This is a genomic window from Idiomarina sp. (assembly GCF_019431395.1).
Classification (GTDB): Bacteria; Pseudomonadota; Gammaproteobacteria; order Enterobacterales; family Alteromonadaceae; genus Idiomarina.
The window spans coordinates 1316313-1331345 of record NZ_CP080268.1; the positions used below are offsets into that span (position 1 = coordinate 1316313).

A 15033-nucleotide genomic window follows, 5' to 3' on the forward strand; every position below is an offset into this window, starting at 1 on the left:
TTGTTAGCGTAAATTAACGATTATTCGTTATTGCCGTCAGCATCTTCGTTGCTTTCAGCTTCCGCTTTAGGTTCTTCTTTTTTCTCTGCTGCTTCTTTCATGCTAAGACGCACGCGACCCTGACGGTCGATTTCCAGTACTTTAACCGGCACAATATCACCGACTTTCAAGTACTCATTTACGTCGTTAACACGCTCTTCAGCGATCTGAGAAATATGTACCAAACCATCTTTACCCGGTAATACCGTTACAAAGGCACCGAAATCGACGATGCGAGCAACTTTACCCTGGTAAATTTTGCCGACTTCGACGTTTGCCGTCAGCTGCTTGATTTTCTCAATCGCAGCATCAGCATCAGCCTGGTCACTGGCAGCAATCTTGATAGTACCGTCGTCACCAATTTCGATATTGGTGTTGGTTGATTCAGTCAGTTCGCGAATCACCGCACCGCCTTTACCGATAACGTCTTTGATCTTGTCCTGATCAATTTTGATGGTGCTGAAGCGAGGCGCGTAGCTTGAAAGCTCTTCACGGTGGCTACCGATAGCTTCATCCATCACTTTCAGGATATGTAAGCGAGCCGCTTTTGCCTGTGCCAGCGCACTTTCCATGATTTCACGGGTAATGCCGTCGATTTTGATATCCATCTGCAGTGCAGTAATACCATCGGTGTTACCCGCAACTTTAAAGTCCATATCACCTAAGTGATCTTCATCACCCAGAATATCAGACAAGACAACGTGCTTGTCGCCTTCTTTTACCAGACCCATAGCGATACCGGCAACCGATGACTTAATCGGTACACCCGCATCCATCAATGCTAACGACGATCCACATACAGATGCCATTGAGCTTGAACCATTAGATTCGGTAATTTCAGATACCACGCGAATGGTATACGGGAATTCTTCGTGGCTTGGCATAACTGCCTGGATACCACGTTTTGCCAAACGCCCGTGACCAATTTCACGACGCTTAGGTGCGCCAACCATACCGGTTTCACCAACACAGTACGGAGGGAAGTTATAATGCAGCATAAAGCGACTGGTGTTAGTACCGGTCAGCTCGTCAATCATCTGTGCATCACGTTCAGTACCTAATGTTGCAGCGACTAACGCCTGAGTTTCACCACGGGTAAACAAAGCAGAACCGTGAGTGCGCGGCAATACGCCGGTAGCAACACTGATAGCACGAACCATGTCCGGGTCACGCCCGTCGATACGCTTTTCACCAGCAATGATACGACTACGAACAACATCACTTTCCAAATCATGGAAAATTTCGCCAGCAGCTTCCAGGTCAACGTTTTCGTCTTCCGCTACCAGCTTTTCAGTCATCGCTTGTTTTACTTCATCAAGCTTGCCCTTACGCTCGGCTTTATCAGTGATGCGGTATGCTTCGCCAATGCCCTGCTCTGCCAGTTCACGGACTTTATTTTGTAAAGACTCGTCTTTGGCAGGTGCCTGCCAATCCCACTTCTCTTTGCCGGCTTCAGCCGCAAATTCATTAATGGCACCGACTACGGTTTGCATTTGTTCGTGACCGTATACAACAGCACCCAACATTTGGTCTTCAGACAGCAGTTCCGCTTCTGACTCAACCATTAATACGGCTTGCTCAGTACCTGCAACTACTAAGTCAAGCTGTGAGCTAGCCAGTTCGGTCATGGTCGGGTTTAAGACATATTCGTTATCAACCACACCAACGCGTGCGGCACCAATAGGTCCGGCAAAAGGAACGCCTGAAATAGCTAATGCAGCTGATGTACCAATCAACGCAACGATGTCAGGGTTTACTTCAGGATTTACCGAAACCACGGTAGCTACAACCTGGACTTCGTTCATGAAGCCTTCAGGGAACAGTGGGCGGATTGGGCGGTCGATCAAGCGCGAGGTTAATGTTTCGTTCTCGCTGGGGCGGCCTTCGCGTTTAAAGAAGCCACCCGGAATTTTACCTGCGGCGTAAGTTTTTTCCTGGTAGTTAACGGTTAGCGGGAAAAAGCTTTGTCCCTCTTTCGCGTCTTTTTTTGCTACCACGGTCACCAACACTGTGGTGTCGTCCATGCTTGCCATTACAGCGGCTGTCGCCTGACGTGCAATAACGCCGGTTTCTAAAGTGACAGTGTGCTGACCGTATTGAAATTGTTTAGTTATCGGATTCACGATTTGCTTTCCTTTACCTTACTGAATGTGAGCACCCGGATTGGTACTCGTCTTCTCTCTTTTTTTACTCGCGCCATAGTATAAGGCATCAATGACAAAATTAAGACCCTTTGCTTAAAAAAAGCCGTAAATTGGGCGAAAAAAAGACAATAAAAAAGGGCCTGACGGCCCTTTTTTACGAAATCTGCTCAACGCATGTCTTAGCGACGGATGCCTAGCTTTTCTACAACCGCCAGGTAACGCGATTGATCTTTCTTTTTCAGGTAGTCCAACAATTTACGACGTTGGCTAACCATACGCAACAAACCACGACGTGAGTGATGGTCTTTTTTGTGCGCTTTAAAGTGATTCTGCAATTCTGCCAGGTTCTTAGTCAGCAGCGCGATTTGCACTTCCGGTGAACCGGTGTCGTTTTCGCCGCGACCAAATTCTTTCAGAATTTCTGCTTTCTGTTCTACAGTTAGTGACATAGTGTACTCCTAATTAAAAAATAACCTTGCCTCCGATCACTAATTCAGCGGCAAGCCGAGCGCGTATTATATAGCGCTAACCTACAAAATCAATGATTAAACCAAATCAGCCAGGGTAAAATCACAAAAATCCAATGCCAATACCCGTTTAGGCCAGAACTGATTGTCTTTACGCAATGCACCGACGCCGATAAAGGCATCCTTACCCGAGCTATGTTTCGCCACCATACGACACTCTTCGCCCTCGCTAGTCAACTCGGTGTTGTTAGCCACCGGCTGGCCATGCAGTAAGTCACGTGCTTGTGCCTGAGTAATGCTTTGTTGAGGCAAGGCTGATAGCAAACAATCTACCGGCTTAAACAAGGCATCTAGCTGCGCTTCGCCATCCAGTGATTCCAACTGCTCGACTGTTACCATCTCGTTTGCATCTAAATCTGCTACGCCATTTCGGTGCAACAAAGTCACGTGAGCACCACAGCCTAGCCGCTGCCCCAAATCATCAATTAACGTACGAATATAGGTGCCTTTAGAGCAACTAACCTGTAGCTCAAGTAAATCGCCTTGCAGCCCAGTAAAGTCAATTTTATGGATGGTAATTGACCGCGTTTTACGCGGCACATCAATGCCTTTGCGGGCGTAATAATAAAGCGGTCGCCCTTCGTATTTTAAGGCCGAATAAATCGACGGCGTTTGCTCTTGTTCACCAATAAAACCAGGCAGTATGGCGTTTACATCGTCAGCAGTAACTGCAACCGGATGCGTTTCTACCACCTCGCCTTCAGCATCACTGGTAGACGTGCGCACACCAAGTTGAGCCTGAACCCGGTAAGCTTTGTCCGCATCCAGCAGGTATTGAGAAAACTTGGTTGCTTCGCCTAAACAAACCGGTAGTAAACCGGTAGCAAGTGGATCCAGAGCGCCGGTATGGCCCGCCTTTTGTGCGTTATACAGGCGTTTTACACGTTGAAGGGCATGGTTTGAACTCATGCCCTTCGCTTTATCTAATAACACCACACCGCTGACCGGACGGCCTTTACGGGGTTTTGCCTTAGCCATTAAACTAATCCTCTGACGAATCGTTACGGTCGCGTTTACGCGCTTCGTCCACTAATCGACTCATACGGATACCCTCATTTAACGAAGTATCGTGATGAAACTTTAACTCCGGAACAACCCGCGCTTTAATTCGTTTACCTAACAGCGAACGAATAAAGCCCGATGCGTCGTTAAGGATTTTAATAGCCTGCTTTACTTCACTATCGTCATCGTTAAAAAACGTGACGAAGACCTTGGCGTAAGCAAGATCGCGCGACACCTCAACATCCGATACGGTCACCATACTAACGCGAGGATCTTTGACCTCGCGTTGCAGGATAACCGCTATCTCGCGCTGTAGCTGGTGTCTTACGCGTTCGGTACGACTAAAATCTTGCGGCATAAATTTCCTATGGTCTCTTATACTCTGGCGCCGATCTTATAACGTACGCTCAACCTGAATGGTTTCGAATACTTCGATCTGGTCGCCTTCTTTAACGTCATTGTAGTTCTTAACACCGATACCACATTCCATACCGTTGCGAACTTCCTGTACGTCATCTTTAAAGCGACGCAATGATTCCAGCTCGCCTTCGTAAATCACCACGTTGTCACGCAATACACGAATCGGTGCAGAACGCTTAACAATACCCTCGGTAACCATACAACCTGCGATGGCACCCAGTTTTGGCGACTTAAAGACGTCACGAACTTCTGCCAGACCAATAATCTGTTGCTTGAATTCAGGCTGCAACATACCGGTCATTGCCGCTTTAACTTCGTCAATCAGGTCATAGATAACGCTGTAGTAGCGTAAGTCCACGCTTTCCTGTTCAACCAGTTTTTTAGCTGCAGCTTCGGCACGAACGTTAAAACCAACGACGATAGCGTTTGACGCGCTGGCCAGCGACACATCAGTTTCGGTGATACCACCAACGCCGGAGCCAATAATGTTAACTTTGACTTCGTCGGTCGACAGCTTAACCAAAGCATCTGAGATCGCTTCCAGAGAGCCCTGTACGTCAGACTTCAACACGATATTAAGCTCAGAAACGTCGCCTTCAGCCATGTTTGCGAACATGTTTTCCAGCTTCGCTTTTTGCTGTTTAGCCAGCTTCACTTCGCGGTATTTACCCTGACGGTAGTTAGCTACTTCGCGCGCTTTACGCTCGTCTTTAACAACCGTAGCTTCGTCACCGGCTTGTGGTACACCGGACAGACCAAGGATCTCGACCGGAATAGACGGCCCTGCTTCTTTAATTTCTTTACCGATTTCGTCACGCATCGCGCGAATTTTACCGTATTCCAAGCCACAAAGAACAACGTCACCTTGCTTCAGCAAGCCACGTTGTACCAATACCGTTGCTACCGGTCCGCGGCCACGGTCGAGTCGGGATTCAACCACAACACCCGATGCCATGCCGGTTTTTTCCGCTTTCAGATCAAGTACTTCTGACTGCAACAAGATGCCTTCCAGCAGTTCATCAATACCCATTCCGGAATGCGCAGAAACAGGAATGAACATCACATCGCCACCCCAGTCTTCTGGGATAACATCAAGTTGTGACAACTCATTTTTAACCCGATCCGGATCCGCTTCTTCTTTATCCATCTTGTTGATAGCAACAATCAACGGAACCCCGGCAGCTTTTGCGTGCTGTACCGCTTCTTTGGTTTGCGGCATAACACCATCGTCAGCAGCGACAACCAGAATAACGACGTCGGTGGCGCCTGCACCACGTGCACGCATCGAGGTAAAGGCGGCGTGTCCCGGCGTATCCAGGAAGGTCACCATACCTTGATCGGTTTCGACGTGGTAAGCACCGATATGCTGGGTAATACCACCGGCTTCGCCTGACGCCACTTTCGCTTTACGAATGTAATCAAGCAATGAGGTTTTACCGTGGTCAACGTGACCCATAACAGTAACAACCGGTGCGCGAGGCTCTTCTTCGCCACCTTCGTGACGATCAGACAGCACCTCTTCTTCCAGCGCGTTATCTTTAACCACAACCGCTTTGTGACCCAATTCTTCGACCACCAGCGAGGCAGTTTCCTGGTCAAGGATCTGGTTGATGGTGACCATTTCACCCATCTTCATCATGGTTTTAATCAGCTCGCTGGCTTTAACAGCCATGCGGTTAGCTAATTCACCTACGGTGATGGTCTCGCCAATTTTAACTTCACGTTCCACCGGCTGTGCTGGCTTATTAAAGCCTTGCTGCAGCGTAGAAGGCCGGCGACCGCCTTTGCGACGTTTCTCACGACGCGGTGTGCGCTCGTCCGCTTCTTCTTCCTTGCGACGGCTTTTCTTACTGCGACGACGGCTTTTACGCTCTTCGTCAAAATCTTGCGCATCTTCAGCTTCCTGAGCCGTTGAAGAGGTTGTAAAGTGCACGTCTTCTTTCTCTTGCTCTTTACGTTTTTTCTCTTCTTCTTCCCAGCGTTTGGCATTTTCTTCTGCCAGTTTGCGCGCTTCTTCGGCCTGCTTTTCAGCTTCTTTCTCGGCTTTCTTACGCGCTTCTTCTTCCTGCTGACGTTTAAGTTTTTCGGCTTCAGCTTTGGCTTTGTCAGCCGCTTCGCGTTCTTCCGGCGTCATCGCCGCACGCTTTTCAGCTTCCGCTTTCTGGCGCGCTTTTTCTTTCTCTTTACGCGCCTTTTCTTTCTCAGATTTTTCCTTTTCAGCCTTCTCGCGCTCTTCCTTCGCCTTAGCTTCTGCTACTTTGCGCTGCTCTTCTTCAAGCTTCTGCTGCTCTTCGCGACGTTTCGCTTCTTCAGCTTCGCGCTCCGCCTGCAGACGCTCTTCTTCCTGACGCTGAGCCTCTTCAGCCGCTGAGCGTTTGACATAAGTGCGCTTTTTGCGTACTTCGACTTGCACAGATTTACTGCCGCCACCGCCAACACTCAGTGTGCTTTTGGTTTTGCGTTTAAGTGTCATCTTGCTGGGGCCGGCACTACCGCCACCGCCATGCTGTTTATTCAAATGTGCAAGCAGTTTTTGTTTTTCGTCTTCAGTGACACCGTCACCGGGTTGCTTTTTCATGCCCGCTTCAGCAAATTGCTGAATCAGACGATCAACTGTTGTACCGACATCTTTGGCCAGCTTATCGAGCGTTACTTCTTCCATAGTCTGTTGTACCTCCGCTGATCGTTACTGTTCTTCGCTGAACCAGCAAATATTGCGGGCTTTCATGATCAATTCGCCAGCTTGCTGTTCATCCAGCTCTTCTATATCGGCCAAATCATCAATACCCTGTTCGGCCAGGTCTTCCAGCGTGGCTACGCCTTTACTCGCTAATACATAAGCTAAGTGGCGATCCATACCTTCTAAGTTCAATAATGATTCATCCGGTTCAGCTGACTCGAGTGACTCCTCGTTAGCCAGCGCTTTAGTGGTTAAGTACGCCCGCGCACGGCCACGCAACTCTTCCACAATATCTTCGTCCATACCTTCGATTTCGAGGAACTCAGCTACCGGAACATAGGCAACTTCTTCCATCGACGAGAATCCTTCGTCCACTAATACAGCGGCAAAGTCTTCATCGATATCAAGGTTATTCATGAACAAGTCCAATAAACGTTGCGCTTCGGCTTCGTTCTTTTCATTGAACTCGTCTTCGGTCATTACGTTAAGCGTCCATCCACTCAGCTGACTGGCTAAACGCACGTTTTGACCACTTTTACCAATCGCCTGAGCCAGGTTATCGGCCGCTACGGCGATATCCATGGTGTGTGCATCTTCGTCCACGACAATCGATGCAACTTCGGCCGGCGCCATGGCGTTAATCACGAATTGCGCCGGATTATCGTCCCATAGCACGATGTCGACGCGCTCGCCGCCTAATTCGCCCGATACTGCCTGAACCCGTGCACCACGCATACCAACGCAAGCGCCAACAGGGTCAATCCGACGGTCGTTACTTTTAACTGCGATTTTAGCGCGTGAGCCGGGGTCACGTGCTGCACCCTTAAGTTCAATCATTTCTTCGCCAATTTCCGGCACTTCGATGCGGAACAGCTCTAACAGAAATTCTGGATGCGTGCGGCTAACGAATAACTGTGCCCCACGAGCTTCCGGACGTACATCATACAATAATCCACGTACACGGTCGCCGGGCCGCACAGATTCACGCGGCAACATTTCGTCACGGTAAATGATCGCTTCTGCGTTATTACCCAAGTCCAAAATGACATGCTCGCGATTAGCGCGTTTAACAATACCACTAACCATTTCGCCAACCTGGTCGCGATATTCATCGACAACCTGTGCACGTTCAGCTTCGCGAACTTTCTGCACGATGACCTGCTTGGCCGTTTGTGTAGTAATACGGTCAAACTGTATCGATTCTATTTGCTCTTCAACGTAATCACCCGCGTTAAGCGACGGGTCTTCGTACTGCGCTGCTGACAGACTGATTTCGCGGTATGGATGCTCCAACCCTTCATCACTATCTTCTACAATTAACCAACGACGATAGGTGTCGAATTCACCGGTTTGACGGTCAATATCAATACGGACGTCAATGTCGCCGTCGTATTTTTTCTTAGTTGCATGCGCAAGAGCCGACTCCAACGCTTCAAAAATTTTCTCGCGCGGTACTGCTTTCTCGTTTGATACCGCCTCTGCGACTAACAGTATTTCTTTACTCATGAGTGCTGCCTCGCCACCGCAATCCTTTAATCAAATGTTGGAACCAAGTGAGCTTTCTTTACATCGCGCATGCTCACCTGAAGCGTTTCGTTATCTACTGTCAACGTCAACTGGTCGCCTTCGACGGCATCCAATTGCGCTTTAAATTTGCGTTTATTCTGCTGCGCCACATTCAATTCAACAGCCAGGGTCTCGCCAATGTATGGCGGTAACTGTTCAGCATAAAAAAACGGTCTTTCCATACCCGGCGACGAAACTTCCAGGTTATATTCGGTGGTAATTGGATCTTCAACGTCCAACAGTGAACTCACCTGATAACTCACATCACCGCAGTCATCTACGTTAATGCCATTAGGGCTATCAATATAAACCCGCAACGTCGAAAACTTGCCTGCACGGACGAACTCAACACCCCATAACTCAAAGTCCAACGCTTCTACCGCCGGACGGATCATGTCGGTTAACCGTTCTTGTAAACTTGCCAAACTGCCTCCTGAAACAAAAAAAGGGCGCAAGCGCCCAGTGTTGTGGCTATCCGCAGATAGCTTAGGCCACATAGCAAAAAGCCCCGAGCTGCTGCGGGGCTTTTAAAACACTGGACCCTTTGTCAGTCATTTTAACAAAAGCGTCGCCATTTGCTAACGCTGCTGCCAAAATTGGTTGCGGGGGCAGGATTTGAACCTACGACCTTCGGGTTATGAGCCCGACGAGCTACCAGACTGCTCCACCCCGCGTCCGAAACTTGTGACATATTATAGGGATTTTCTTCGCATTTTCAAGTGCTAAAGCACTTAATTTGGTGCGGATGGCGGGACTTGAACCCGCACGCCCGAAAGCACTACCCCCTCAAGATAGCGTGTCTACCAATTCCACCACATCCGCATTAATTTCTGCCACTAACTTAGTTAGTTGGCGGTACGTCCGAACCAGAGTCTTCTTCAGTCGGAGTCTGCATCTGTTCTTCTGCCGGTACTGACAAGTCAGAAAAATCTTCGCCACTGTCCGAGCTATCGGTCGATAAATTACCCAACACCAAACTCAGAATAAAGAACACCACAGCCAGTGCTGCCGTTGTACGAGTCAAAAAGTTACCAGAACCTCCGGAACCGAACACGGTATTAGATGCACCCGCACCAAACGAAGCGCCCATATCAGCGCCTTTACCTTGTTGGATCATGATAAATCCAATTAGGACAATAGCCACCACTAAAAAGGCGACAAGTAACACTTCATACATAATAACTTACCCTTGTGCTGCTTGAACAATGGCCACGAACTGCTCTTCTTTTAAGCTCGCCCCACCGATCAAACCACCATCAATGTGTTGTTGCGCGAATAATTCGGCGGCATTATCCGCTTTTACTGAGCCGCCGTAAAGTATTTCTATTTTTTCGCCAATGGCTGCAAAACGTTTTACCAGCCACTGACGAATATTTGCGTGAACTTCTTCTGCCTGAGCCGGCGTCGCAGTCTCACCCGTACCTATCGCCCAAATCGGTTCATAGGCAACCACCAACTTAGCGGCCTGCTCCGGCGTAAGCTCAGCGCATGCCGCCTGCAACTGTTGCTCGACGACCTGCCAGGTATTACCGGCATCATACTGCTGTTTGTCTTCACCGACACATAACACAGCATTTAGCTTTGCCTGCGTCACAGCAGTAACCTTGGCGGCTACAGCACTGTTGTCGTCACCGTACATAGCACGACGCTCTGAGTGACCGACAATGACATATTCCACGGCTAATTCTTTTAACATCGTTAGCGAGACTTCACCGGTGTGCGCACCATTTTCGTTCGCATTGACGTTTTGCGCACCCACAGCAATGCCATCGTAGTAACAATGACGCGTGAGCTCTGCCAACAATGTATATGGAGGACAAACAACAACCTTGGTATCACCGCATGAAGGCACCGCTGCACGCAGCGCATCTGCCATTGAACGCGTTAGCGCCTGGCTACCGTTCATTTTCCAGTTACCGATGACTAAGGATGCATTGGCCATGTCAACTCCCATCATTAAAGCGGCGGGAATAGTAGCTGAACGCCGACGCAGTTACAAGCGCCAATTTCTGCTCTCCCGCCTAAGTGTTTAATTTGTAGCCGCTTCGACCTCGTTGGCGATTTGTTGTGCAAAGGTTCGGACAACTTTTTCGTCCTCGCCTTCCACCATAACGCGAATCAAGGGTTCAGTGCCTGACTTACGTAACAATACCCGCCCCTTGCCGGCCAACGCATTTTCGACCTCAGCCACGACCGCTTTTACTGCCTCTGATTGCAACGGTTTTTCGCCCGGACTAAAACGCACGTTAACCAAAACCTGCGGTAGTTTATGAAAGTCTTTGCTTAATTCATGCAACGACTTGCCTTCAAACTGCATTGCCGCCAACACCTGCAGCCCGGCGATAATGCCATCGCCGGTGGTGTGATATTGCCGATTAATAACATGGCCCGAGTTTTCACCGCCAATATACCAATCACGCTTAACCAATTCTTCAATCACGTAACGGTCGCCAACTTTTGCCCGCACGAACGGAATATTGCGGCGTTCGCACTCTTTCTCTAACGCAAAGTTAGTCATCAACGTGCCCACCAGACCGCCTTGCAACTGCCCCTGATGCTGCGCAGTAACCGCCAGAATATAAAGGATCTCATCACCATCGATAACGCGGCCTTTTTCCGTCACCATCATGATCCGGTCACCGTCGCCATCCAGTGCCAGCCCGCAATCGGCTTTTACCTTAACGACAGTCTCTTTAAGCGCATCAAGATGCGTTGCACCGCAATCTTTGTTGATGTTTAAACCATTTGGCTGGGTGCCAATTTCGGTGACCTGAGCGCCCAACTCGCGCAACACATTGGGGGCGATGTGATAAGTCGCGCCATGAGCACAGTCAACCACAATATGCAGCCCCTGTAACGATAGCTCTGACGGGAACACGCCCTTACAAAACTCAATATAACGACCCGCCGCATCGGCGATACGGTTAGCACGCCCCAATTGTTCCGAGCCGACACAATCCATCGGCTGGTCAAGTAAACGTTCTATTTCGAGTTCCGTTGCATCAGGTAATTTATGACCATTGTCGGCGAAGAATTTAATACCGTTGTCATAATATGGATTATGCGATGCACTGATGACGATACCAGCTGCAGCGCGAAAAGTTCGCGTCAGGTAAGCAATACCCGGTGTCGGCATCGGCCCTAAAAAGTCGACGTTAACACCCGCTGCAGCCAAACCAGCTTCCAGCGCCGATTCCAGCATGTAACCCGAAACCCGGGTGTCCTTACCCACCAGTACCTTACGCGTGCCCTTAGCAGCCAATACCCGGCCCGCAGCCCAGCCCAGCTTTACCGCAAATTCAGGGGTAATCGGATACTCACCGACACGTCCGCGCACACCATCAGTACCGAAGTATTTCCTTTCACTCACAAATATTCTCCTTCCAGCGTTGCTGCGACAACACGCATCGCATCAACGGTTTCCTTAACATCATGGACCCGAATTATACGGGCTCCTTTGAGCGCTGCAATAGTTGCCGCAGCCAAACTGCCCGGTAATCGCTCACTAACGTCTCTTCCGGTGACATGACCGATCATGGATTTACGCGACATGCCGACCAGCAACGGCAATTGCAGTTCGTGGAACGCCTGCATCCGCTGTAATAGTTGATAGTTGTGACGCATTGATTTGCCAAAGCCAAAACCCGGATCCAGCCAAATGCGGTCGCGAGCAATCCCGGCTGCCTCACACGCGGCTACACGACGCTGTAAAAAGGCTTTAACGTCACACACGACATCGTCATAACGCGGCTCATGCTGCATAGTACGGGGTTCACCCTGCATATGCATAACACAAACCTCAACATTGCTGTCAGCCACCGCCGCAAGCGCCCCATCCGCCTGCAAAGCCAGCACATCATTGATCATATCTGCCCCTGCACCAATAGCAGCGCGCATCACCTCAGGCTTGGTCGTATCCACCGATACGTAAACATCAAAGCGCTGTTTAATCGCCTCCAGCACCGGCACCACCCGCTGCAGCTCCTCCTCCGTCGCCACAGCCTCCGAACCCGGCCGCGTAGACTCCCCGCCAATATCAAGAATATCAGCCCCCTCGTCCAGCATCCGCGCCGCATGATCCACCGCTTTATCCACCGACTGATGCCGGCCCCCGTCACTGAACGAATCCGGCGTCACATTCAAAATCCCCATCACCCGCAACGGCAGTGTTTGTTTGTTCATCGGAGCTCCCATATAAGATTCAGTCTTAAGGCGGTGTGTGACAGCAACTGGCTTTTGGGCGATCGTCGTGGTCGGCTTCAGGGGGACGCTGCAAGTACATCCGTGTACGCTTGTTTCCGGCCATCCATGGCCTCCAACACCCCCTGAAGCCGACCACGACGCTCACCCATGCCAGTTGCTGTCACACACCGCCACAAGAATTCTTACAAATTATAACTTAGCAACTTAATGGTTCATCGAAACAAAGCGCTTTGTTGGTTGCGGAGGGAGTCAGCGGCAGAGAAATGGCAGGCAATTGCCCCCCCTAAGTCAAGGGACGCCCGCAAGTACGTCCCTGTAGGGCTTGTCTGGCGCCATCCATGGCGCCAGACACCCTTGCCTCAGGGGGGGCTCAATTACCTTTTGCCATTCCCCTGCCGCTGACTCCCTCCGCAACCAGCAACCGCGTTTCAAATGAACCGTTAAGTTGCCTACTCACTAAACACAAAAAACCCGCCGGCGGCGGGTTTTTATTATGGGCCAGGTTATGACGTGGCGTCACCTGGCTTTTCGACGTTGATGGGGCGCTCGGGGCGCTCTTCGGTGTTTTCAGCTTTTGCTGAACCACCGCCGGTGTCACCACCGTCGTCGCGGGAGTCGTCCCAGCCTTTCGGCTTGCGCACATCGCGACGGTTCATCAGATCGTCGATTTGATCGGCATCGATGGTTTCGTACTTCATCAACGCGTCTTTCATCGAATGTAAGATATCCTCGTTTTCTTCCAGGATCTTCTTCGCGCGTTGATAGTTCGAATCGATAACTGACTTAATTTCTTCGTCAATTGCACGTGCCGTGTCGTCGGACATGTGCTTATGCTGTGTTACTGAGCGACCTAAGAACACCTCGTTCTCGTCCTCGGCGTACAGCAATGGACCCATTTTGTCCGACAAGCCCCATTGCGTCACCATCTTACGGGCGATTTCGGTTGCTCGCTCGATGTCATTTGACGCTCCGGTCGTGACTTTGTCAGAACCATAGATAATTTGCTCTGCCAGACGGCCACCAAACAAGCTGGATATCATGCTTTCCAACTGTTGCTTGCTGTGACTAACCCGATCCTGTTCCGGCAGGTACATGGTCACACCTAAGGCACGGCCGCGTGGGATGATCGATACTTTATAAACCGGATCATGCTCTGGTACTAACCGTCCTACGATTGCGTGGCCGGCTTCGTGATAAGCGGTCATCGCTTTTTCGTCATCGGTCATCACCATCGAGCGACGTTCTGCGCCCATCATGATCTTATCTTTGGCTTTATCGAATTCTTCCATGCTGACGGTACGCTTGTTACCGCGTGCAGCGAACAGGGCTGCTTCGTTAACCAGGTTAGCCAAATCGGCACCAGAGAATCCTGGAGTACCACGTGCGATCAACTCAGGCTTAACATCGTCGCCCAACGGTACTTTGCGCATGTGAACTTTTAGAATTTGCTCACGCCCGCGAACATCAGGCAGGCCAACAACAACCTGACGGTCGAAACGTCCCGGACGTAGTAACGCCGGGTCTAGTACGTCAGGACGGTTAGTTGCAGCGATAACGATAATACCTTCGTTACCTTCAAAGCCATCCATTTCGACCAGCATCTGGTTCAAGGTCTGTTCACGTTCATCGTGACCACCACCAAGACCGGCGCCGCGTTGACGACCGACGGCATCGATTTCGTCAATAAAGATGATGCAGGGTGCTGATTTTTTAGCCTGTTCAAACATATCGCGTACACGAGACGCGCCGACACCGACGAACATTTCGACGAAGTCAGAACCTGAAATACTAAAGAACGGAACTTTCGCCTCACCCGAGATGGCTTTTGCCAACAAGGTTTTACCGGTACCCGGTGGGCCCACCATTAATACCCCTTTAGGAATTTTACCGCCCAGGCGCTGGAATTTAGAGGGGTCTTTCAAATAATCAACCAATTCCACCACTTCTTCTTTGGCTTCGTCACAACCAGCAACATCTTTGAACGTCGTTTTCATCTGTTCTTCGTTCATCAGCCGTGCTTTGCTCTTACCAAACGACATGGCGCCACGTCCACCGCCGCCTTGCATTTGTCGCATGAAGAAAATCCATACGCCAATCAACAGCAGCATCGGGAACCAGGAAATAAAGATAGAGGTTAGAATACTAGGCTCTTCTGGCGGCGTACCTTGAGTCTGTACATTATTTGCCAGCAGGTCATCTAAAATTTTTGGATCATACTGGGTTGGCACAACCGTTTTAAAGGTTTGTCCATTATTAGTCATACCGTTAATCGTGCGCCCATCTTCGCCAAAGTCTGCGCGGCGAATATTGCCATTGTTCACCTGGCTTACAAATTCACTGTAGGCCATCTGTGAACCTTTGGTTTCACCCGGACTGAAGCTCTGAAAAACGCTCATCAGCACAACGGCTATTACCAGCCACAAGATGAGATTTTTTGCCATATCGCTCAAAG

12 protein-coding genes and 2 tRNA genes are annotated in these 15033 nt (G+C 49.9%); all 14 read right to left on the reverse strand.

The window, feature by feature from the left end:
• Nucleotides 1-20: 20 nt before the first annotated feature.
• Nucleotides 21-2162 (reverse strand): polyribonucleotide nucleotidyltransferase, encoded by a 2142-nt coding sequence (gene pnp, locus KZ771_RS06565; protein ID WP_133539119.1) that lies wholly within the window; start codon nt 2160-2162, stop codon nt 21-23.
• 200 nt (nt 2163-2362) lie between these two features.
• Complete coding sequence (gene rpsO, locus KZ771_RS06570; protein WP_290654714.1) at nt 2363-2632, reverse strand: 30S ribosomal protein S15; 270 nt, start codon at nt 2630-2632, stop codon at nt 2363-2365.
• A gap of 96 nt (nt 2633-2728) precedes the next feature.
• Complete coding sequence (gene truB / locus KZ771_RS06575) at nt 2729-3688, reverse strand: tRNA pseudouridine(55) synthase TruB (protein WP_290654715.1); 960 nt, start codon at nt 3686-3688, stop codon at nt 2729-2731.
• Between the two features lie 4 nt (nt 3689-3692).
• Complete coding sequence (gene rbfA, locus KZ771_RS06580) at nt 3693-4070, reverse strand: 30S ribosome-binding factor RbfA (protein ID WP_133539116.1); 378 nt, start codon at nt 4068-4070, stop codon at nt 3693-3695.
• A gap of 36 nt (nt 4071-4106) precedes the next feature.
• A complete protein-coding gene (gene infB, locus KZ771_RS06585) occupies nt 4107-6794 on the reverse strand; it encodes a translation initiation factor IF-2 (RefSeq protein ID WP_290654716.1) in 2688 nt (895 codons plus the stop codon).
• A gap of 24 nt (nt 6795-6818) precedes the next feature.
• Nucleotides 6819-8318 (reverse strand): transcription termination factor NusA, encoded by a 1500-nt coding sequence (gene nusA, locus KZ771_RS06590; protein WP_290654717.1) that lies wholly within the window; start codon nt 8316-8318, stop codon nt 6819-6821.
• A 26-nt stretch (nt 8319-8344) separates the two neighbouring features.
• Entirely contained in the window at nt 8345-8803 is a 459-nt protein-coding gene (gene rimP, locus KZ771_RS06595) for a ribosome maturation factor RimP (protein ID WP_133539113.1), read from the reverse strand.
• Nucleotides 8804-8975: 172 nt separating this feature from the next.
• Nucleotides 8976-9052: transfer RNA gene (locus KZ771_RS06600), tRNA-Met, on the reverse strand.
• Between the two features lie 63 nt (nt 9053-9115).
• Nucleotides 9116-9200, reverse strand: a tRNA-Leu gene (locus tag KZ771_RS06605).
• A 19-nt stretch (nt 9201-9219) separates the two neighbouring features.
• Complete coding sequence (gene secG, locus KZ771_RS06610; protein WP_133539112.1) at nt 9220-9555, reverse strand: preprotein translocase subunit SecG; 336 nt, start codon at nt 9553-9555, stop codon at nt 9220-9222.
• A 6-nt stretch (nt 9556-9561) separates the two neighbouring features.
• Nucleotides 9562-10320, reverse strand: coding sequence for a triose-phosphate isomerase (tpiA, locus tag KZ771_RS06615; protein WP_290654718.1), 759 nt, complete (start codon nt 10318-10320; stop codon nt 9562-9564).
• An 87-nt stretch (nt 10321-10407) separates the two neighbouring features.
• Entirely contained in the window at nt 10408-11748 is a 1341-nt protein-coding gene (gene glmM, locus KZ771_RS06620) for a phosphoglucosamine mutase (protein ID WP_133539110.1), read from the reverse strand.
• On the reverse strand, nt 11745-12560 hold the full coding sequence (folP, locus tag KZ771_RS06625; protein ID WP_290654719.1) for a dihydropteroate synthase: 816 nt from the start codon (nt 12558-12560) through the stop codon (nt 11745-11747). Before folP ends, glmM begins: the two co-directional genes overlap by 4 nt.
• A 524-nt stretch (nt 12561-13084) precedes the next feature.
• Nucleotides 13085-15031 (reverse strand): ATP-dependent zinc metalloprotease FtsH, encoded by a 1947-nt coding sequence (gene ftsH, locus KZ771_RS06630; RefSeq protein ID WP_290654720.1) that lies wholly within the window; start codon nt 15029-15031, stop codon nt 13085-13087.
• Nucleotides 15032-15033: the final 2 nt, after the last annotated feature.